Consider the following 19,956-nt stretch of genomic DNA (forward strand, 5'->3'; position numbering starts at 1 on the left):
CCATCCGGTGGCAAAGTCTCGGGAAAATCTCCCAGGGGGTTGGTGCAATCAAGATAGAATCATAGGAGTTTTGGCAAGGAGATTATGGGGACTTCTGCGTCCAATCCGACAGCAATACTACAAACTCTGCAGGATTTTCTGCGTAAATTGTGGTCTGAATTTAACCTGCAAACCCGGTTGATGGCGGCGGCCACCCTGGTGGTTTCCCTGTTGATGACTGGGCTAACTTTTTGGGCGGTGAATACCATTCAAGAGGATGCCCAATTGGTGGATACTCGCTTTGGCCGGGATGTGGGTCTGCTTTTAGCGGCCAACGTTGCCCCCATGATTGCGGACAAAAATTTGACGGAGGTGGCCCGGTTTTCCAGCCGCTTTTATGAAAATACCTCCAATATCCGTTACATGATCTATGCCGACCCTTCCGGCAAGATCTTTTTTGGCATTCCCTACTCTGAAGAAACTGTCCAAAATTCCCTTACCCTAGAGCGTCGCATCGAATTACCCCAGATTGATCCCCACAATTTTGACCAGCCCTTTGTGCGGCAACACCACACCCCCAACGGTGACGTTACCGATGTGTTTATTCCCTTGCAATATCAGGGCAATTCCCTCGGTGTATTGGCGATCGGCATTAACCCTAACCCCGCCGCTGTTAATTCTTCTAACCTAACCAGGGATGTCACCATTGCCGTTTTCATTTCCATCTGGGTGATGGTAATTCTCGGAGCGGTATTCAATGCTTTGACCATCACGCAACCGATTAAAGAATTGTTATTGGGGGTAAAAAACATTGCCGCCGGTAACTTTAAGCAAAGGATTAACTTACCCTTTGGGGGGGAACTGGGGGAATTAATTGTCAACTTCAACGAAATGGCGGAGCGGTTGGAACGATACGAAGCCCAAAATATTGAGGAATTAACCGCCGAAAAAGCTAAGCTGGATACCCTCGTTTCCACGATCGCCGACGGGGCCATGCTGGTGGATACCAATTTACAGTTATTGCTGGTCAATCCCACGGCCCGGCGCCTATTTGCCTGGGAAAATAAGCCTATTATTGGGGAAAATTTACTGGAAAATTTGCCACCGGAAATCACCGCTCAACTTACCCAACCCCTACGGGAACTAGCCTCTGACCAGGGTAGTTTGCTGTTTGGCCCGCACCATCAACCCCAGGAACCAGATCAAGATAACACCTACGCTCCAGAAGAATTTCGCATTAGCCTAACCCAACCAGTTCCCCGCACCATTCGGCTAATGTTGACCCAGGTGTTGGATCAAACCAGGGAAAATTTGCGGGGCATTGTCATGACGGTGCAGGACATCACCAGGGAAGTGGAATTAAACGAGGCTAAAAGTCAGTTTATTAGTAATGTTTCCCATGAATTGAGAACACCTTTGTTCAATATTAAATCCTTCATTGAAACCCTAAGTGAGTTTGGGGAAGATTTGAGTGAAGTGGAGCGCAAAGAGTTTTTAGAAACCGCCAACCATGAGACCGATCGCCTTAGCCGTTTGGTCAATGACGTACTGGATTTGTCCAGGCTAGAGTCGTCAAAAATTTATCAATTGGATGCGGTGGATTTACATCAATTAATTGAGCAAAGTTTACGGACCTACCAACTCAATGCCAAGGATAAACAATTACAATTGGAGAAAATTTTAGATCCGGATTTGCCCCTGGCCCTGGGGAACTATGATTTACTACTCCAGGTAATGACCAATTTAATTGGCAATTCCCTTAAATTTACTAAAGCGGGAGGAAAAATCATTGTCCGGGCCTACCCCCTCCACCGCAGTAACCTCAGACCAGAGGAGGGAGCGGGGCTAGTACGGGTGGAAATTGCCGACACTGGCATTGGCATCGACCAGGAGGATCAAAGTGCTATTTTTGAGCGTTTCTTTCGCGTGGAAAACCGTGTCCACACTTTGGAGGGCACTGGCCTGGGGCTTTCCATTGTGAAAAATATTATTGCTAAGCACCAAAGCCAAATCCACTTGGTCAGCGAAGTGGGGGTGGGTACGACTTTTTGGTTTGACTTGGCGGTGTACCAATCCATGGTGATGGTGGTGGGCTAGATGCCAATGGCCTCTATGGCTAATCACTAAATTTTCCTATTTGTCTGATTCCCTCTTCCCCCATTAAATAATCCACAAATTGCCTGGCGGTGCGGCCCGATCGCCCGTTATGGCGGGTGGCCCATTGTTTTGCCCGGAAATCTAATTCCGTCGTCGATAAATTAACACCAGCCTGTGTAGCTAAATGGTGGACTATTTCTAAATAAACATCTTGGTTGGCAGGCAGAAACGTCAGGGTCAAACCAAAACGATCACTAAAAGATAATTTTTCCTGCACCGTGTCCCAAGCCTGTACTTCATCGGCATCCTGGGGCGAAGGGCGATCGCCAAAGAATTCCCGGATTAAATGGCGGCGGTTACTGGTGGCATAGATGACCACATTGGCGGGCCGGGCGACTAAATCCCCTTCCAAAACTACTTTGAGATTTTTAAAACGCTCATCTTCCTCTTCAAAGGACAAATCATCGACAAAAATAATAAATTTCTGGGGATAATGGCGTAGTTTTTCCACCAGAACAGGCAAAGATTCTAAATCCGCCAGGGAAACTTCCACCAACCGCAAACCCCGATCGCCATAGTGATTCAGTAGCGCCTTAACTAGGGAAGATTTACCACTGCCCCGACTGCCGTAGAGCAACACATTCAAGGCCGGTAGTCCCCGCAATAAACATTCCGTATTTTGGCAGAGGGCCTTCTGGGGTTCATCGTAGCCCACCAAATCGCTCAATTTAACGGCATCAGCATGGACAATACCCCGCAATTCCCCTTGCTGCCAACGGAAAGCCCGGTAATGGGCCACTGCTCCCACCCCATGGTCACGGTAATGGTCCACCACATAGCTAAGGTTTTCCCCCCAGCTTTGGCCGTTGTCCCCAGGAAAACTAATCTGGTTAGGCATTTGCCAAGCACTCAAGCCCACATGGGTTTGGGAAGCAATAATTAACCACTGTAAAATCTGCTCCGTTGGGCATTGGTAAACCATTTGGATCAAATTCAGATCATGGCGGGCCGCCTCCAGCAAACTTTCCGGCAGTTCGGTCAAATCTTCCCCCTGCACCCGCACACTAAAGGGATTCTCATCCGTTAACAGGCGATCGAGCAAAAAATCCTGCCAACTTTTGCCAGAAGCGGCCAAACGACGAAACCAATGGCCATAGGCCTGCAAACAAACCGTGGCCTCAGGCCTTTGATTGGTACCGTTATGGTGTAAATATCGCAGTAAGTCTAAAAATGCTTCCCCAATGGGATGGTGAAAAATGCCCTGGTACAGCAACAGACTAGAAACTTGATGGTATAAAGCTTTGCTGGATGTGGCGAGCACAGGAGCCGGGTAGGAATCCGTCATAGGGTTAGAGAAAACAAATCTCAACAAGTCTAGGGTAAAATCTCCTGACCCACTGCCTTGTAGCGTCCCCAGGCCAGGTGGGAACGGGGATCAGCGTAATCACGAATAATCACCCCCGATTGGGAAGCCCGCTCAAAGGCCACCAGCAGAGGAATTTCCGTTGCAAATAGGGGTAAGTTTTCCGATTCCAATAACTGCCGGGCCTCCCGGCCACTGCGGGTGCGGGCATCCACTTTGGTCAACAAAATTTTGTAATTAACCTTCAGGGAAGCCAACTGCTCCGCCGCCTTTAAGGTGGCATCCAAATCCAGATGGTTGGGGGTAGTGGGAATAATTAACAGATCGCTCCCCTCCGCCAAATCCCGAAACTCATCTAGCTCCGGCATCGCCCTGGTGTCCACCACAATGTGGGGATATTTACGGATCAAGGCAGTGGAACCGGCCTGGGAAGCCACATAAAAAGGTAGTTTTTCCTCCCTGGCCCAAATTAAGGCCGAACGGTTACGGTCTGCATCAATGAGCAAAGTTTGATCTTTTTGTTGCAGATAGGCCGCCAGGTGAACAGCGGTGGTGGTTTTCCCAACGCCCCCTTTGAGGGCAGTGATGGCAATAATCATCGGCTACGGCAAAAGAAAAGGAGAGCGGTGACACTCTCCCAACTTTAGCTAATTGCTGATATTTTTCTCAATTAGTTTTGATTTTTAGTCATTTTTCAACGAAATGAGCACTTTCCAAAACCTAGAGAGCATTACCCCGGGGAAGGACTTCCTCAGGGAAGATAAAGTTTTCATGGGGTTGATCTTGGGGAGCCATCCAAGCGCGCATCCCTTCGTTCAACAAAATGTTTTTCGTATAAAACGTTTCAAATTCCGGGTCTTCAGCGGCCCGCAGTTCCTGGGATACGAAGTCGTAGGCCCGCAGGTTCAGAGCCAAACCAACAATACCCACGGAGCTCATCCATAACCCCGTTACCGGTACAAACAGCATGAAGAAGTGCAACCACCGTTTGTTGGAGAACGCAATGCCGAAAATCTGAGACCAGAAACGGTTAGCGGTCACCATGGAGTAGGTTTCTTCCGCTTGGGTGGGTTCAAAGGCCCGGAAAGTGTTGGAATCTTCCCCATCTTCAAACAGGGTATTCTCCACCGTGGCACCGTGGATAGCACATAACAGTGCACCGCCCAAAATCCCCGCAACCCCCATCATGTGGAAGGGGTTCAACGTCCAGTTGTGGAAACCTTGCAGGAACAAAATGAACCGGAAGATTCCCGCTACCCCAAAGCTGGGGGCAAAGAACCAACTGGATTGTCCCAAGGGATACATCAAAAAGACACTGACAAACACCGCAATGGGGCCAGAAAAGGCAATGGCGTTGTAGGGACGAATACCCACCAGCCGGGAAATTTCAAACTGACGGAGCATAAAGCCAATCAGACCAAAGGCACCGTGGAGGGCAACGAAGGGCCACAAACCACCGATTTGAAACCAACGGGTCAGGTTACCCTGGGCTTCGGGACCCCAGAGGAACAGCAGGGAATGGCCGAAGGCATCGGCGGGGGAAGATACCGCCACAGTGAGGAAGTTAGCCCCTTCCAAGTAGGAACTAGCCAGACCGTGGGTGTACCAGGAAGTAACGAAGGTGGTGCCGGTTAGCCATCCCCCCAGGGCCATGAAAGCGCAGGGGAAGAGTAGCAAACCAGACCAACCAATAAATACGAAACGATCACGCTTTAACCAATCGTCGAGGACATCAAACCATCCTCTTTCGACTGGGGCGCGTCCGACTGCAATGGTCATGGCGCAAAATCTCCAGAATAATAATTACGAAGGAAAATTTTCCTTCCCGATCGCCTCTCGCCGCTCATTCCCTAGGGGATTGGGACAAAAATGAGAAAGAACCGGGAAATCTTAATTTTTCTTAATGTTCGCCATTGTAAAGCAAATTTTGGCAATCTGCCAGGGGCTAAGGGGTTGGGAACTCGTTAGAGTACAATTCACCCCATTGAAACTCCTTTTCCCCCTAAGTTTTCATTAACGCCGATACCAGGCGATCGCCAGCCATTCTTCCCCCCGCCAAGTTCCGGGCCACAGGGCCCAATTGAAGGGCGGCGGCCCCTCCCAGAATATGCAGATTGGAACCGGCCCAACTCAGGTCATGGTTTAACACGGGCAAGCCATTCACCGTCGGTATGGGCTGGGTTGATCGAATCCCCGCCAGGAGCGACCATTGGTCAACATTGATGGTACTGCCAGTACAAAGCCAAAGGCGATTAATGTCCAAATGAGCAACGCAGTCATGGATACCGGCATAGTTGCAACTCACCTGCCAGTGATTGTCCTGCCATTGGACCCCGGTAATTTGGCAATGCTCGTAAAAAATTAGTTGTCCCTCTTTTTCCAAACGGCGCAGATGGGCCAGGACAGGGGGGGTGAGGGAACCACCATTGCGGGCATTTTGAATTAATTGCCAACGTTTTTCCCAGTTGGGTTCTGCGGCAAAACCCTTTAGGTATTTCGGGCCCAGCCAACCAGGTTCCGCATCAAAAAGTTTGCTGTAGAATTTCCGTCGGGCCATCAAAATCACCTGGGCCCCCCGCTTGATGGCTCCGATCGCCAAATGGCCACTGGTTAGTCCACTGCCAACAATGAGAATTTTTTCCCCAGCGGGGTTTATGGTCCTCAAATCTATTTTTTCTGAATGCAATAGGGCATGGGATGGATAGGGGCCACGAATTTGATCAACCCAAGCAGGAATTTGGGCTTTTCCCCCGGCGATCGCCAACACCACCCGACGGGCCAGGATGGATTCTCCGGTGCTTAACCAAAGACAAAATCGTTGACGACCTCGATGGGTCAAGGGTTCTATTTCCCTCACCAGGGCAGGGTAAACCAAATTTTGCAACTGCCAACATCGGATGACATCTTGGCAAAATTCCCAAAACAGAGACGTACTCGGTAAATCATAGGGGGGAAATAATTCCTGGGGCCGCTGTTCAGCAAAAGTCCGCAGGGCATGGGGGTTGGGGTCGGGATGGTGCACCGCTGGAGATCGCAGATGGGCAATTTCCGCCGCCGCAAATTGAGAATGCCAACGTTGCAGCCAATCGCCACTGGGATCGAACACTATAAATCTTCCCCGTAAGCGCTTTCTTTTTTGCAACAAATGGGTCACTAGGGTCAACGCCTGGGGACCGGCTCCGGCGATCGCCAGATCAATGGACTTGGGCAAGGCTCTGGGCTGGGGTACCATAAATAATGATAATGATTATCGTTAGGTTCAACAAAACGACATCCTAGGGGCCAACCTGAAAGAAAATCAAGCTCATCCATGGCCCTGCCCATCTGCCAAGCTGTCCCTTCGAGCTAGCCTATTTTCCGAGCTTTTGCCCTACAACTTGAAAATGATTGTGCTCGACCTCAACCGTATTTGGTAGTTGCTAAGTTACTAGTTTTTAGAAATATTCAACTTTGGGATTTACTGCCCCATTGCTAGAACCAGAAAAACGATGGGGCCGTAGGAGTAGTTGTTGTAAAGAGCGTTGCAACCGCAGACGAGCTTGGTGCTTAGATTGTTGGGCAATGGTGAGGGACTGTTGGGGCAAAGTGGTAATTTCACTGGGAATGTTACCCGAGACAGCCAGGGCCACCGCAAAAGCAATGAATGTAGCGAAAACTCCCAATTGTTTAAACATAGCTTGCCCTCCTTTCTCACAGACTGGACTTGAGCTAATATTCTAGGAACTATCCAGAATGGCTCACTCGCAAATATGACAATATCCCAGGCTCAAAAGGATCCAGGCATTTTGCAGACAGTTTCGCTTTTGACTGCCTACTGTTTCGACCTGCGGGGACTGGCCCCAAAGCAGGTAATTAATAGTTGGCTCAAGGATTTTTCGGCCCTGTGGATTCGTCTGGCGGTGATCGAAGCCCTTTACCTAGGCCGTTATAAGGCGGTTTCGGTAGAACATTTGCTGAAATTCTGGCACAAAAAAGGGCAACCTAATCTTCACTTTTCTGCTGAGTTTGAACGCTTGGTTTCCCGAAATTTGCCCAGATCTCTGGCGATCGCCACGGACGAATCAATGGAGGAGTTGACTAAGCTGTGCGACCAGTCATGGCCGTTAAAGGTTCCTGCTTTGGCACAGGAAAAATCGCCCCCATCATCAGAGCGAAAATTTTCCTTGGCTGACCCAGAGGGTCTGCCACCCCTGCCCTGGCATCACCGTGACCCTAAAAATATCCAGCCCCAGAGTAAAGACAATTTCACAACCCCCGATATGTTTGGGGAAGCACCAACAAATCGAGTCCCGGGGCCAGCCCCTTCCATTGAACAATTCATTCCCATTACCCAGGAATCGGATCTGCTCCATCGGCTCCAGTTAGTGCTCAGTCAGGAAAGCGAAAATGTTTAAAGCAAAAATTTCCTCCGGCAAACGATGGAGTTCAATGGTCGGCTTAGCGGCAGTCTTAACTTTGTTCTCTGCTAATCCAGGCTACGGACAAAGTAACCAAAACAGTTTTTACAATCCCATCATCATCAGTCCCAATGCAACAATTAACGATCGCCTAACGGTGGAGGATATGCCCACCGGGGAAGGGGGTTTTGCAAGGGATTATCGCATCAGTCTCCGGGCGGGAGATCAAGTATCCATTGACCTGCGCTCCGATGAGTTCGACACCATGGTGATGTTGATCGGTGATGACGGCACCACCATTGTGGCCAACGATGACAGTACGGAGGGAGGAACCAATTCCCTTGCCTTTGCCCGCATTACTGAATCGGGGGATTACGTTGTCCGAGTCAAAACCTACGCCGCCACTGGGGGAGGAGCATTTTCCCTAGAAGTGACGAAATTACAGCCTGCTCCCTAGGGGATTAAGGCGATAATATTTCTGCAAAAGTTGATAGAGTTGCCCATGGTTCCGTTGTAGCTCTTGCCCTTTTTCAAAAAAAGTTTCCGTCACCACCGCAAAAAATTCACAGGGGTTGGTGGCTCCATAGGGGTCGATGACAGTGGGTAAATTATTTTCCAACTGGCTGAGCAGTTGTTGGTATTCCTCGGTAAAGACCGATCGCCAGCGTTGATAGTCATTGTTGCGAGATAATTTGGGCACTCCATTCATAGCTCCGTCCCCCATATCCAACTGGTGGGCAAACTCATGGAAAATAACATTATGACCGTCCTGCCACCGTTCCAAATCCCAGGCGATGGTACCCCAGGCAAGGATTAATTGCCCTGCCCTATCCCAGGATTCCCCGGCTCGAATGGTATCTTCTTCTTCTACCACGTAACCGTCGGGGGAGGTAATTTGCCGAACTTGAAAAGCATCGGGGTAAACAAGGATTGTATCTAGCCGGGGGTAGGGATTACTGCCTAATTCCAACGCTAGATAGCAAGCTTGGGCGGCAATGACCAACCGCACTTCATCGGTTAAAACAAAATCATTACAACCAATAAATTGTTTTTGCTGCAGAAATAACTGAATTTTCGCCTCTAGTTTCTGCCTTTGCTGGGGGGAAAATTGGGAATAAAAAGGTAGGCGATCGCCTAAAATTGCTTGCCAATGGGGGGGCAGGGGACGATGGAAAAGTTGTTTTTCTCGCCAATCGAGCCAATGGGGGTAGCCCCAAATGTAGGCAATAATGCCCAAAAGGATGGTGAGAACAATGGCAGTGGGCAACATGAAAAAAAACGGGTAAATCTCTAGGCTAAGAGCAGGTTTCAAAAGCCCCCCACCCCCCAAGTTTGGGGGAAAATTAGATGGAAGTCCCCCAGTGTTGGGAGATTTAGGGGGCACATCAAAACTTCGTAAATAAGCTCTAAGGGGTTAAACTGCCCGGTCGCCTCCAGCGATGGTTTGAATTTGTTGAACAAAAGCTTGGTGATCCACCACCGGTTTGGCAATGTAACCTTCTGCGCCACTTTCCGCCAATAAAGACTCCCGATCGCCGGCCATGGCATGGGCTGTGACCAAAATCACCGGTAGGCTGGCCGTAGCAGGGTCTTGTTTGAGCAATTGGGTAATTTGAATGCCGTTATAGGCCTTGCCTTGGTAATGACTGCGGGACAGGGATACGTCCATCAAAATCACGTCCACCGCCTTTTGACGAGCTAATGCCAATACCTCCGCCACATCCTCGCTGCCCTTGACGGTGAAGCCCCCCCGCTTGGTAAGAATTTTGGAAAAAACCCGGAAGTTCATGGGGTCGTCTTCGACGATGAGAACCGTTGTCATAAAACTGTACTCGGCAAAGTGGGCAGGAGAATCAGCCTTTCCAATGCTAACATTGGCCGCGAATTGACGAGCGCACAGGTTCCCAGCGGCATGGCCAGAAAATCTTTCCCCAGCGGTCAAATTATCCCCACCGATCTCCACGAAGAAATGGAACGTTCCTATCTGGAATACGCCATGAGTGTGATTGTGGGGCGGGCGTTACCCGATGTGCGGGATGGCTTAAAACCAGTGCATCGCCGCATTCTCTACGCCATGTACGAGTTGGGTTTAACCCCCGATCGCCCCTTTAGGAAATGTGCCCGGGTGGTGGGGGACGTGTTGGGCAAATACCATCCCCACGGTGACCAGTCCGTGTACGATGCCCTGGTGCGGATGGTGCAGGATTTTTCCAGTCGTTATCCTCTGTTGGCCGGCCATGGCAACTTCGGTTCGGTGGACAATGATCCCCCCGCTGCCATGCGTTACACCGAAACCCGCTTAGCACCCATTGCCATGGGGGCCATGTTGGACGGCATCAGCGAGGCGATCGTTGATTTTACCGGCAACTTCGACAATTCCCAGGAAGAACCCACCGTGGTTCCCGCCCAGTTACCTTTGTTGCTCTTGAATGGTTGCTCCGGCATTGCAGTGGGCATGGCCACTAGTATTCCGCCCCACAACTTAGGGGAAGTGGTGGATGGTTTGATTGGTTTAATCAATAAGCCCGACCTGTCGGATCAAGAGCTATTTAAGTTAATTCCGGGGCCTGATTTTCCCACCGGCGGCCATATCCTCGACAGTGGAGGCATTTTGCAGGCTTACCAAACGGGGCGGGGACTAATTCCGGTGCGGGGGGTTAGCCATACCGAAATAATCCGGGGGGAGAAAAAACGCAGTCATAATCGCACGGCGATCGTCATTACAGAGTTACCGTTCCAAGTCAATAAAGCGGCTTGGATTGAGAAAATTGCCAGCTTGGTCAACGACGGCAAACTGGACGGTATTTCCGATCTGAGGGATGAAAGCGATCGCACCGGTATGCGGGTGGTAATTGAGCTCAAGCGGGATGCTGACCCCAATGCCATTTTGCAAAAGCTCTACCGTATGACCCCTTTGCAGAGTAATTTTGGCGTGATTTTCCTGGCGCTGGTGGATAATCAGCCCCGGCAAATGTCCCTGCGGCAAATTCTCGAAGAATTTTTACAATTCCGAGAAGATACCCTCCTGCGACAGTACGAAAACGAGTTGGGGGAAAACCGTCGTCGGCTAGAATTATTAACTGGTTTGCTAATTGGTTTAGAGAATTTAGATACGCTGATTGAAATTCTCCGTTTTGCCCCCGATGGCACCACCGCCAAAATTCAACTCCAGGAACGGTTGGGCATTTCCCCCCAACAAGGGGACGCCATTTTGGGTATGCCCATGCGCCGTATCACTGGCCTCGAAAGGGAAAAGTTACAACAGGAACACACCGATCTAGCCCAACGCATTGAACAGTTGGAAACCCTCATTGGCGATCGCCAGGAAAGATTAAAGGCGCTCAAGAAGGAGTTGCGGGGCTTAAAGAAAAAGTTTGCCGATGAGCGACGCACCAAAATTTTGCAGGGTATGCCAGCCAAAATTGAGCCTCTACCTGTGGATGAAAACCAATCACTTGAACCGACAATCCCCTTGGTGGAAAGCCAGTTAGCCACAGAAAAGGAAAATGGGTCCCATATCCCCGGGGAATCAGAGCAAGAACAGTTGGTGTTAGAAAAATTTCCCTCCCCAACGCTAGATTCCGCTCCAGAAGTAAAACAGGATAATCTAAACCTAGCTGTAAAACCAACCCCCAAAAGCGTCAAACAAGAAGCCCAACCAAGCCCGGAAATAATAGCCGCCCATAGCAAACTCGTTTCTGTCGCTGAGAAAAGTCCCCTCACCCTCTTCACGCCCCAAACACCCCCAGCGGAGGCCTTTCTGAGTATTAATTTGCAGGGGGAAATCGCCTGGCACCCGGAAGAGCTGACCTCCGCCAACAGTTTTGAACCCTTGGATCAGCAATTCTCCATTCAAGGGCGGGAAAATCTCATTGTCATTGGCGACCATGGCAAAACTTTTCCAGTCGCCATTGCGGATATTCCCCCTTTGGCTGTTACCCGCATTCCCTTGTTACAAATTCTGCCTAAATCAGCCCAGCGGGATGCCACCGCCGTAGCTTTCCAGGGATTTTTACCGCCCCCAGAACAGCCCCAGGATTTACTCTTAGTTAGTCAGCAGGGTCGGGTCAAACTGCTAGCTGGTCAGGAGTTGCAAGAGTTGGGCCAGCGGGGTTTAAGTTTAATCAAGTTAAAAAATGGCGATCATCTTCAGTTTGCCCAATGGGTTACGCCAGTTAATTCGGACTCTGCCCAAAATCCAGGTAAAAATTTGGTTATTGCAACTAGCAATGGACGTTTACTACGGTTTGATCCAGCCCAAGTTGGTTTAACCTGTTCTAGTCCCAGCGCCCAGGGCCAGGAAGCAATGCCGCTTCGTCCAACGGAAAGTTTAGTGGGAGTACTGATGACGTCGCCGGGGGATAGGGTTTTGCTCTTGACTCAGGCAGGCTATGGCAAACGTTTAGATTTAACTGCCGTGCGCCTGGTTAATTTCGGCGAATTAGGCACAACAGTGATGCAGTTTACCAGTAAAGAAGATCGTTTGTTGACCATGGTGGCGGAACATAATGCCCCCGGTGCCCTGGATAATGGCTACGATTTTTACAGTAATCAACAACGACTCCATTCTGTCCGGGCTGATCAGTTCCGACTCTGGGGTAAGGATGGCTTTGGCGATCGCCTAGTAGACCTTAACGGAGGGGAATATTTAACTGCCCAAGTAGCTCACCTTGGTTAGCGTCGGGGAAATTTTGGGCTAGAATGGGCAACATCTTTTTTCCGTGGGTGGGGACAATGGACAAATATGAAGGATTGGGCAGATCAGCCAAACCCTGGTGGCTAAAAAATATTGACAAAATTTTCCTGGGGGGAGGCATTTTATATCTGCTTTTGGTTAGCTCTTGGCTGCTGTTTCAATCCCGCCAGTCCACTGACTCTGTGGCATCTACGACGGAAACGGTGACCGTGGATCAAGCGGATGAAGAGTTTATTGTTTATTTGCAACAATCCCTGGAAACCCTAAAGCAACCCCAAACACTCCCAGCTTCCCCCCCGGCCAATGGCGTGGTTTCTCCGGTAACTCCCCATCCACAAACGGTGGCGATCGCCCCTGCTAACCAAAGCATTCCTCTACCTCCTCCGCCCCCCGGCGCCATAGCCCAAAATGGGCAAGGTAATGGTGCCCCCATGGCAGCCCCCGGCAGCACCACTGTAGTGGAAAGGTATTATTACCCTGTTTATCCCAATGGCCAGGCAGCTCCAACCACGGCAGCTCCCCCCCAACCCGTAGCCGTGGCTCCCCCGGCAGTGCCCATGGTGCCCAGCAGCACTAAACACGATTTAGTGGGTGTATTGGAATCCGGCGAGCTTTCTTCAGCTTTGTTCCGCTGGAATGGCATGACCCAACGCATTCAAATTGGTGAGGCGATCGGTAGTAGCGGTTGGCAATTGGCGGCGGTTAATAGTCAGCAGGCAATTCTGTCCCGTCAAGGAAAAACTCGCTATCTGGAAGTGGGGCAAAGTTTTTAGGGCCTTATTTGTTTTGTAAGGTTCACGGTCATAGTCAATTTCAACTAAGAGGGTATCAGATCGCCCAATTGCTGCAAGGTTTTGGCATAACTTTCTAAGCTGTGACGTTGGCGGTAGGTTTGGCCCATGGCAGCCAACCTCCGACGGATGATGGGATCAGCTAACTTTGGGGCAACGTCTGCCCATACTTGGGAAGGTTCCTGCCAGTTCACCACTAAATTGCTAAGACCGTACTGCTCCAGTTCCCTAGCCATCCAAGTTGCTGGGGATACCAAAGGTAAGCGCTCTGCAATGATGGCCTCGGTGAAAATCCCCGAAGTTCTCTCTGCATAGGCTTCTCGGTCGTAGGGTAGCAAAATGACCTGGACTTGATTGAGCCAGGCGGCATACTCCTCCCTTGTCAGGCGATCGCCAATTAAATGAACTTCTATTCCCTTGCCATCGTTTTTTAACCCAGAAGCCTCCGCTGCAATCACCTTAAGTTTGGGCAGGTTAGGCAGATTGTCCGTGGGAAATGAAACCAAATTTCCCATCACCGACCAACCTTTTTCTTCCCTGGGGGAGCCGGGCCACCAGCAAAGGATTGGATCAGCCTTTACAGATAGAGGTACAACCTCGGCAAAATCCGTGTGGGGAATGGGCATAACCGTGAATGGTTGCCGAAAATAATCCTGGAGAGATCGCCCGAGGGATTCACTGTCCGTTAAAAATTGGCATTGGGGCGGGGGTAATAATTTCCGCAAACTTTGATGGAGCCAGTGGTAAACAGAACGGGTTTGGTCTAAATGAACATCCCGACGGTACAGTAGCCAAAAATGTAATCGTTGCCGAGCTTGGGGGGAAAGTTGCCGCAGACCCCACCAGATAGCAAAAAGTTGAAGATGGATAAAGCGCTCTAAAAAAAGAATAACTGGTCCATTTTCGCCATTGGCCAACAACGATTGTAGTTGTTGAGCTAACACATCACCACATTGCATGGCCTGGGGAAGACGGGTTATTTTTGCCACCATGCTCCCCTCCGCTTCCAAGTCTTCCGGCAGAAGAATGTTCCACTGGCGATCGCCAATTTCCTCTAGATTAGCCTCCGCATCCTGGGGCACCCAAGCTTGGTACTGCCAGCCCAAAGACTCCACCGATCTCCGTACCGCCCCGTGGTAGGGCAAAATATGGCCTTCACCGCCCATTAAATGGGGAATCAGGGAAATAAATAAAGGTTGACCGGTAGAATTGCCAGAGTTCATTGGGTTGAGGAAGAAGTCAGCAGAGTAACAGTTTGCCCCAAATTGGCAAAGACGGGAATCGGCCTAGCTAATTGCGCCGTAAATTGCTCCAACTGCTGACAGGTTTCCTTGCCCCTCCCTGTCATTACTACCACTGGCTGACAATCAGCGGCAATGGCCGCCCCAACGTCACTGGGGGCATCACCGATGAAGTAGGAGTGCTCGAGGGAAATTTGGTATTGCGCCGCCGCCCGCAAGAGCATTTCAGGGGAAGGTTTACGGCAATCACAGCCCTCCTCTGGATGGTGGGGGCAAAGGAAAAAATCAGTGAACTGCACTCCTTCCTTCCCATATTCCTCCTGAATTTTGGCGTGCACCGCCGCCACGTCGCTATGGCCGAAATAACCCCGGCCAATGCCCGCTTGGTTAGTGATCACAATTAACAAATAACCTGCTTTTTGCCACTGGATTAACGCTTGTCCCGCACCGGGCGGTAACTGCACTTGCTCCGGCCTACCAAGGTAGGGAATATAGTCAATAATTACGCCGTCACGGTCGAGGAATAGAGCTTTGCGGAGGACAGTCAAGGTTATCGTTGATGGATTTTTGTGGTGGGAAAATGTTTGCCATGAATCAGAACTGGGGAAGTCTTCTCACCCAATTGCTTAATCTCGGCTTTTTTTGACTAAACCTTAACCCCAACGGATTTTTGGGCAAAGAGACGGGATTCCACCTGTTCACAGATGTGGTGATAGGTCATCAGGTGTACTTCTTGGATGCAAGGGGTGTTTTTGTCAGCGATAAAGAGGGGATAGTCGGCAAACTCTTGGAACAAACCACCGTTATTACCGGCCATGCCGATGGTGTGTAAACCCTTATCCTTAGCACATTTCAGCGCATGGAGCACATTGGCAGATTTGCCAGAAGTGGACAAACCCCAAAGAATGTCCCCCGGTTGCCCCAATGCTTCCACCTGACGGGAAAACACAATATCGTAGGTGTAGTCGTTGCTGACGGAAGTGAGGATGGAACTGTTGGCCGTTAGGGCGATCGCCGGCAGAGCTTGGCGGTTGAAATAAAAACGTCCGACAAATTCAGCAGCCAGGTGTTGGGCGTCGGCGGCGGACCCCCCGTTGCCACAGACTAACAATTTGTTGCCCGCCTGGAATCTCTGGCAAATCAGATCAACCACGGCCTCGATGGCCCTGCAATAGGACTGGTCAAAAGCCTTCGCAAAGGACTGTAAACGCTGTTCAACCCACTCAGACATAGTAAATCCTCATTTTCAAAGCCTGAAGCAACAAGCAAGATCTAGCCTCGACTTTTAGGGACTCCCATTACCGCAAAAAAGTGGCAGGGGCAAAATTATAGTTCCTAATCTTAATCGAGGGAGGCAAAAATTGGCTAATGTTAAAAGGGTTGACGTTTGGCCACTGGCAACGGTTTTTCCCAATCTTTGGGATAGGCGGATAGTGGTTTGGGATTTTTATGTGGATTATTTATAAGGAGTTTTCCTTTGAGGCGGCCCACCAACTGCCCCACCACGAAGGAAAATGTCGACGATTACATGGCCATAGTTTTCGGGGGCGAGTTTACGTGGCCAGCGATCACCTGAAAACCAGTGGTTCAGAAACGGGCATGGTGATGGATTTTAGCGTACTCAAGGCCCACTTAGACCCCTTGATCAAAAATTACCTTGACCATTATTACCTTAACGATAGTTTGGGCTTAGAAAGTCCCACCAGTGAGGCGATCGCCGCTTGGATTTTTGCCAAATTGGCGGAGGCGGGGGTACCGGGTTTACATTCCGTGGAAGTGCTGGAAACCTGCACATCCGCCGCCCGTTACTTTTCTCCCCGTCTATCTAGCTTGTTGTAGGGAAAACTTCCAACAAGTCCGATAAGATTTGAATCAAAATAGACTAGCCTGGGTCAACCATTGTCTAAGCTAGGGAAAAGTACTAAGTCCAATGGGAGAAACTAAACCGCCAATTTGGGTATTTAGGACAATTTTGATAGGATTTCGCTCCCCTGAGGCATTCTCAAACTAGGACTAGTTTCTGCCGTTGTTGTTTGCTGAACCGTTATTTTTTCCGCCCCTGCCATGGTTTTTTCCTCCGACTCCTCCGAATTTAGCCTTTCTCCCTTTGAACAAGCTTTAATCGAAGCGGGCTACCTTTCCCTGTCCCAAATTCACCAAGCCTTAATGGAGGCTCGCCGCACTGGCACTGCTCTGCCAACTTTGGTGGAAGCTATGTTGGGGGAATCGTTACCCGAGGAACTGCACCGCCAGTACCAGGCCCAACAGCGGTTTGCCCTTTCCGTAATCCATGGGGTGAAATTCTTTGACCATAATCAGTTAATGGCCGTGGCCAACACCGAGGCGATCGCCAGTCTACTGAACCGATATTTTCCCCTACCCATCTGTCGTCAATATGGCTTTTTGCCCCTCCATTATCGCGAAGATCCGGGGGCTTTGTTGGTGGTCATGGTAGACCCCAGTGATCGGGAAGCAAGCCAATTTTTGCAGCGGCAACTGGCGCCCCATCGGCTTACCCTGCGGCGGCGGGGGGTAACCCAGGAGGATTTCGACCATTTAATTGACCAGCTTTACCAAGACCCCGGAGTTCAGGCCGCCCTCAACACCCATGGGCCAATGGAAATTAGCGACGACCCCTACGATGGCAAAGCGACGGTGGTGGAAGTCACGGAAATCATTGAGGATTTACCTCAACAAATTGCCGCTCTGCACAATGTCAGCCCTGCATCATCGACTTCTTCTGTCTCCACCAGTCCAACGACAGCCGATGTTTCCGTCACGACCCCGGAGATAAAAGCAGAAGGACCGGAAGTTAAATTGGCAAATAAAATCTTGATCCTTGGCTTACGGGAGGGGGCCAGCGAAATTCACATTGATCCCCAGGATACCAAGGTATTAGTGAGGATCCGCCAAGGGGGCAATTTACGGATGTTGTTGGAACCGTTGCCCAAGGAGTTGGGACCAAAGTTGGTTGCCCGACTAAAAACCATGACCCATTTGGACACCAGTCAGACCAAAGTGCTCCAAAAAGCCCGCATTCGCAAGAGCTATAACGGCCAATCGGTCTTTTTCTACGTCAACATTCTCCCCAGTTTTTACGGTGAAAAAGTGCTGGTGCGGGTGGTGCCTTCCCTAGAAAAGTTGCCGAATTTCACCGAACTATGCGGCGATCGCCAGGGACAGGAAAGCCTGCAAACATTGGCCCAGCAAACTAAGGGATTAGTGGTGGTCATTGGGGCGGCCTATGGGGGAAAAACCAGCACCATGGAAGCTTTTTTGGGGGAACAGTTGGGGCAAAATCGCTCCGTTGCCCTAGTGTCCGATCCCCTCGTCCATATGTACAAAGGCATTAATCAACTAGAAGTTAATCTAGAAAAAGAGTTTACCGGAGAAAGGGCAGTGCAATCCCTGGAGGAACAGAGTCTCAACGTGGTGGCGGTGGACCCCCTGGAGGACGAAGAAACAGCCCAGGCTCTCACCCAGGCCCTCAATCAAGGTCGTTTGGTATTTGTTTCCGTCATTGCCAAAGACATTCCCTCAGCGATGATGCAATTGCAGCAATGGTTTGAGCCAGCGGTGCTGGGGCAACATCTCAAGGGCATTGTTTCCCAACGGTTAGTGCGCCAGGTTTGTCCCGCCTGTCGTTTGAGGGTGGATGTCACACCGGAAGAGCAGCAGCGTTTTGGTCTACCCCAGGGTCCCATTTACCGGGCTAATAGTTTGAGCGTGGAATTAATGGCCCAACCCATGATCAAAAGTCGTCTCTGTCGCCAATGCCACGGCCTGGGTTATGCAGGTATGACAGGGGTTTTTGAGGTGGTGCCCATCACCCCGGAGTTACAACAGTTGGTCAGTGCCCCCTGTTCCCATGGGGAAATTATTAGCGGTCTCAACCAAGCTGGCATTGCTAGCCCAGCCCGCACGGCGATCGCCTTAGTGAGCCAAGGTGTCACCACCCTCGAAGAGGTGAACCGACTTTTTCCCCAATTGCCCCGGCAACTATCCCCCCAGAATGCTCCCACGGGAGCGGTTGCCCCAGCCCTAGTTCAAAGTCAGGGAGCAGAAGATTCAGCCCCCAATGACCAGTGGTGGCAACGTCTACAACAACTGGAAAACTCCGTACAGGAACTCAATCAAGCCCTGGCGGATCTTAAAAAAATGGCCGGCGATCGTCCTTCGAGAACCCGTCCAGCGCCGGCGCCCCATTTAAACCTAGATCTAATGGCGGAACTAAGGGCCCTAGAAGATTTATCAGCCCATAAAAAGCCCAAACCAAAAGAAGACCAGGATGCAACCCTATTGGGGGATTTCAATGACATTGAAGAACTATTGATTGATGAACTGAACCCTCTGCCCCCGGCCCTAGATGCCAAAGAAGCAACTTTCATCAGCGAAGAGCCATTAGATAACCCTGGGCAGGACAAATTCAATCCGTTTAAGTCGGTGATCGATCCTTGGTAACTACGAATCGTTTGTCAGGGGCGACCAATGGCTGAAAAAAAATCCTACCCATCCAAATCAAACAGACCACAAAATAACCACTGGTAATTAAGCCGTTGAGATACATTAGGCGAAAAGCGGCCAATTCACCGACCCCTTGCCCTGCCCCCCAAAGTAATAAGTACAATCCCAACCAGCCTAGGGTGAACTGTAGTGACCGACGGCTGACATGACGGCGTTGCCGAAAAACTTGACCATTGCCCTGCTCCGGCTGGCGCAACTGCCACAGGGACGGTAATATGCCCACTACGGGAAGCAGATATAAACAAAGCTGTAGGCGTATCAGTTTCGTGTCGGCAAAACGATCTTCGCTCACTTTAAATTTCCCATCCTGCTTGGCGTCCTAGCTTTGCGTTTCTCCTTTCTCCCATTCTCCCATTAACCTTGTTGAATTTTTCCATGGCTCCCACTGCAAACTCTGTAACCCTCTACACCGATGGTGCCTGCTCGAGAAACCCTGGCCCTGGAGGCTATGGGGCAGTGATTCTTTACGGTGATGGTCGCCGAGAGGAGTTGTCTGCCGGTTATAAAATGACCACCAATAACCGCATGGAAATGATGGGGGCGATCGCCGCTTTAAGTTATTTGGAAGAACCCTCCCAGGTGTTGCTCTACAGCGATTCCCGCTATGTGGTGGATGCAATGACTAAGGGCTGGGCCAAGAAATGGCAAGCGCAAGGATGGCAAAGAAACGCCAAGGAAAAGGCTAAAAATCCGGATCTCTGGGAAATAATGTTAGCCCTATGCAAAAAACACCAGGTCACCTTTCAGTGGGTCAAAGCCCATGCTGGCAATAAAGAAAATGAACGGTGCGATCGCCTAGCGGTGGCGGCCTACCAAAACAATCCCAGCTTAGTGGATAAGGGCTTTGGCAAGTTCTGAGCCGAACAAA

At 50.3% G+C, this 19,956-nt stretch carries 19 protein-coding genes; 8 read left to right on the top strand and 11 right to left on the bottom strand.

The features are described from left to right. Positions 1–84: 84 nt before the first annotated feature. Positions 85–2,076, top strand: coding sequence for a two-component system sensor histidine kinase NblS (gene nblS / locus D082_RS11710; protein WP_028947467.1), 1,992 nt, complete (start codon positions 85–87; stop codon positions 2,074–2,076). Between the two features lie 19 nt (positions 2,077–2,095). Here nblS and D082_RS11715 read toward each other — a convergent pair whose 3' ends face one another. From D082_RS11715 to D082_RS11735, 5 genes are all read right to left on the bottom strand, one after another. Further along, entirely contained in the window at positions 2,096–3,421 is a 1,326-nt protein-coding gene (locus D082_RS11715; RefSeq protein ID WP_028947466.1) for an ATP-binding protein, read from the bottom strand. A 29-nt stretch (positions 3,422–3,450) separates the two neighbouring features. Next, positions 3,451–4,038: a ParA family protein gene (locus tag D082_RS11720; RefSeq protein WP_028947465.1), complete on the bottom strand. Its 588-nt coding sequence runs from the start codon at positions 4,036–4,038 to the stop codon at positions 3,451–3,453. 121 nt (positions 4,039–4,159) lie between these two features. Next, a complete protein-coding gene (gene psbD, locus D082_RS11725; protein WP_010872429.1) occupies positions 4,160–5,218 on the bottom strand; it encodes a photosystem II D2 protein (photosystem q(a) protein) in 1,059 nt (352 codons plus the stop codon). A gap of 223 nt (positions 5,219–5,441) precedes the next feature. Further along, positions 5,442–6,671: an FAD/NAD(P)-binding protein gene (locus D082_RS11730; protein WP_028947464.1), complete on the bottom strand. Its 1,230-nt coding sequence runs from the start codon at positions 6,669–6,671 to the stop codon at positions 5,442–5,444. A gap of 202 nt (positions 6,672–6,873) precedes the next feature. Then, entirely contained in the window at positions 6,874–7,113 is a 240-nt protein-coding gene (locus tag D082_RS11735) for a hypothetical protein (RefSeq protein WP_028947463.1), read from the bottom strand. Between the two features lie 75 nt (positions 7,114–7,188). On the opposite strand from D082_RS11735, the gene D082_RS11740 reads away from it, so the two are divergent. Beyond that, entirely contained in the window at positions 7,189–7,833 is a 645-nt protein-coding gene (locus D082_RS11740; RefSeq protein WP_028947462.1) for a hypothetical protein, read from the top strand. Then, positions 7,826–8,293, top strand: a complete 468-nt coding sequence (locus tag D082_RS11745; RefSeq protein ID WP_028947461.1) for a PPC domain-containing protein — start codon at positions 7,826–7,828, stop codon at positions 8,291–8,293. The genes D082_RS11740 and D082_RS11745 overlap by 8 nt, the downstream gene beginning before the upstream one ends. Here D082_RS11745 and D082_RS11750 read toward each other — a convergent pair. Then, a complete protein-coding gene (locus D082_RS11750) occupies positions 8,276–9,106 on the bottom strand; it encodes a zinc-dependent peptidase (protein WP_028947460.1) in 831 nt (276 codons plus the stop codon). The two genes, D082_RS11745 and D082_RS11750, sit on opposite strands and share 18 nt — an antisense overlap. A gap of 144 nt (positions 9,107–9,250) precedes the next feature. Further along, positions 9,251–9,658, bottom strand: coding sequence for a response regulator (locus tag D082_RS11755; RefSeq protein ID WP_028947459.1), 408 nt, complete (start codon positions 9,656–9,658; stop codon positions 9,251–9,253). 90 nt (positions 9,659–9,748) lie between these two features. Between D082_RS11755 and D082_RS11760 the strand changes: the two genes are divergently transcribed. Continuing rightward, a complete protein-coding gene (locus D082_RS11760; RefSeq protein ID WP_028947458.1) occupies positions 9,749–12,514 on the top strand; it encodes a DNA topoisomerase (ATP-hydrolyzing) subunit A in 2,766 nt (921 codons plus the stop codon). Positions 12,515–12,537: 23 nt separating this feature from the next. Then, positions 12,538–13,305 (top strand): hypothetical protein, encoded by a 768-nt coding sequence (locus D082_RS11765; protein ID WP_028947457.1) that lies wholly within the window; start codon positions 12,538–12,540, stop codon positions 13,303–13,305. Positions 13,306–13,349: 44 nt separating this feature from the next. On the opposite strand, the gene D082_RS11770 is transcribed toward D082_RS11765, so the two are convergent. The 3 genes from D082_RS11770 to gmhA form a co-directional block, all read right to left on the bottom strand. Next, positions 13,350–14,546, bottom strand: a complete 1,197-nt coding sequence (locus D082_RS11770) for a hypothetical protein (RefSeq protein ID WP_028947456.1) — start codon at positions 14,544–14,546, stop codon at positions 13,350–13,352. Further along, positions 14,543–15,112 carry an HAD-IIIA family hydrolase gene (locus D082_RS11775; RefSeq protein WP_081857650.1) on the bottom strand — a complete coding sequence of 190 codons (570 nt, stop codon included), beginning with the start codon at positions 15,110–15,112 and terminating at the stop codon, positions 14,543–14,545. Before D082_RS11775 ends, D082_RS11770 begins: the two co-directional genes overlap by 4 nt. 98 nt (positions 15,113–15,210) lie before the next feature. After that, positions 15,211–15,795, bottom strand: a complete 585-nt coding sequence (gmhA, locus tag D082_RS11780; RefSeq protein ID WP_028947454.1) for a D-sedoheptulose 7-phosphate isomerase — start codon at positions 15,793–15,795, stop codon at positions 15,211–15,213. A gap of 218 nt (positions 15,796–16,013) precedes the next feature. Between gmhA and queD the strand changes: the two genes are divergently transcribed. Further along, on the top strand, positions 16,014–16,403 hold the full coding sequence (queD, locus tag D082_RS11785; protein ID WP_028947453.1) for a 6-carboxytetrahydropterin synthase QueD: 390 nt from the start codon (positions 16,014–16,016) through the stop codon (positions 16,401–16,403). Between the two features lie 225 nt (positions 16,404–16,628). Further along, positions 16,629–19,025 carry a GspE/PulE family protein gene (locus D082_RS11790; protein ID WP_028947452.1) on the top strand — a complete coding sequence of 799 codons (2,397 nt, stop codon included), beginning with the start codon at positions 16,629–16,631 and terminating at the stop codon, positions 19,023–19,025. Here the strand turns inward: D082_RS11790 and D082_RS11795 are convergent. Next, positions 19,000–19,380, bottom strand: a complete 381-nt coding sequence (locus tag D082_RS11795; RefSeq protein ID WP_051738835.1) for a hypothetical protein — start codon at positions 19,378–19,380, stop codon at positions 19,000–19,002. The two genes, D082_RS11790 and D082_RS11795, sit on opposite strands and share 26 nt — an antisense overlap. Before the next feature lie 83 nt (positions 19,381–19,463). Here D082_RS11795 and rnhA point away from each other — a divergent pair, with 83 nt between their 5' ends. Then, on the top strand, positions 19,464–19,946 hold the full coding sequence (rnhA, locus tag D082_RS11800; protein ID WP_028947451.1) for a ribonuclease HI: 483 nt from the start codon (positions 19,464–19,466) through the stop codon (positions 19,944–19,946). The last annotated feature ends 10 nt before the right edge of the window (positions 19,947–19,956 follow it).

This window comes from Synechocystis sp. PCC 6714 (assembly GCF_000478825.2).
Classification (GTDB): Bacteria; Cyanobacteriota; Cyanobacteriia; order Cyanobacteriales; family Microcystaceae; genus Synechocystis.

What these genes read in the sequence shown, in the direction of transcription:
- nblS (WP_028947467.1), top strand. Translation starts at nt 85, where the DNA reads ATGGGGACTTCTGCGTCCAATCCGACAGCAATACTACAAACTCTGCAG.
- D082_RS11715 (WP_028947466.1), bottom strand. Translation starts at nt 3,421, where the DNA reads ATGACGGATTCCTACCCGGCTCCTGTGCTCGCCACATCCAGCAAAGCT.
- D082_RS11720 (WP_028947465.1), bottom strand. Translation starts at nt 4,038, where the DNA reads ATGATTATTGCCATCACTGCCCTCAAAGGGGGCGTTGGGAAAACCACC.
- psbD (WP_010872429.1), bottom strand. Translation starts at nt 5,218, where the DNA reads ATGACCATTGCAGTCGGACGCGCCCCAGTCGAAAGAGGATGGTTTGAT.
- D082_RS11730 (WP_028947464.1), bottom strand. Translation starts at nt 6,671, where the DNA reads ATGGTACCCCAGCCCAGAGCCTTGCCCAAGTCCATTGATCTGGCGATC.
- D082_RS11735 (WP_028947463.1), bottom strand. Translation starts at nt 7,113, where the DNA reads ATGTTTAAACAATTGGGAGTTTTCGCTACATTCATTGCTTTTGCGGTG.
- D082_RS11740 (WP_028947462.1), top strand. Translation starts at nt 7,189, where the DNA reads ATGACAATATCCCAGGCTCAAAAGGATCCAGGCATTTTGCAGACAGTT.
- D082_RS11745 (WP_028947461.1), top strand. Translation starts at nt 7,826, where the DNA reads ATGTTTAAAGCAAAAATTTCCTCCGGCAAACGATGGAGTTCAATGGTC.
- D082_RS11750 (WP_028947460.1), bottom strand. Translation starts at nt 9,106, where the DNA reads ATGTTGCCCACTGCCATTGTTCTCACCATCCTTTTGGGCATTATTGCC.
- D082_RS11755 (WP_028947459.1), bottom strand. Translation starts at nt 9,658, where the DNA reads ATGACAACGGTTCTCATCGTCGAAGACGACCCCATGAACTTCCGGGTT.
- D082_RS11760 (WP_028947458.1), top strand. Translation starts at nt 9,749, where the DNA reads ATGGCCAGAAAATCTTTCCCCAGCGGTCAAATTATCCCCACCGATCTC.
- D082_RS11765 (WP_028947457.1), top strand. Translation starts at nt 12,538, where the DNA reads ATGGGCAACATCTTTTTTCCGTGGGTGGGGACAATGGACAAATATGAA.
- D082_RS11770 (WP_028947456.1), bottom strand. Translation starts at nt 14,546, where the DNA reads ATGAACTCTGGCAATTCTACCGGTCAACCTTTATTTATTTCCCTGATT.
- gmhA (WP_028947454.1), bottom strand. Translation starts at nt 15,795, where the DNA reads ATGTCTGAGTGGGTTGAACAGCGTTTACAGTCCTTTGCGAAGGCTTTT.
- queD (WP_028947453.1), top strand. Translation starts at nt 16,014, where the DNA reads ATGTGGATTATTTATAAGGAGTTTTCCTTTGAGGCGGCCCACCAACTG.
- D082_RS11790 (WP_028947452.1), top strand. Translation starts at nt 16,629, where the DNA reads ATGGTTTTTTCCTCCGACTCCTCCGAATTTAGCCTTTCTCCCTTTGAA.
- rnhA (WP_028947451.1), top strand. Translation starts at nt 19,464, where the DNA reads ATGGCTCCCACTGCAAACTCTGTAACCCTCTACACCGATGGTGCCTGC.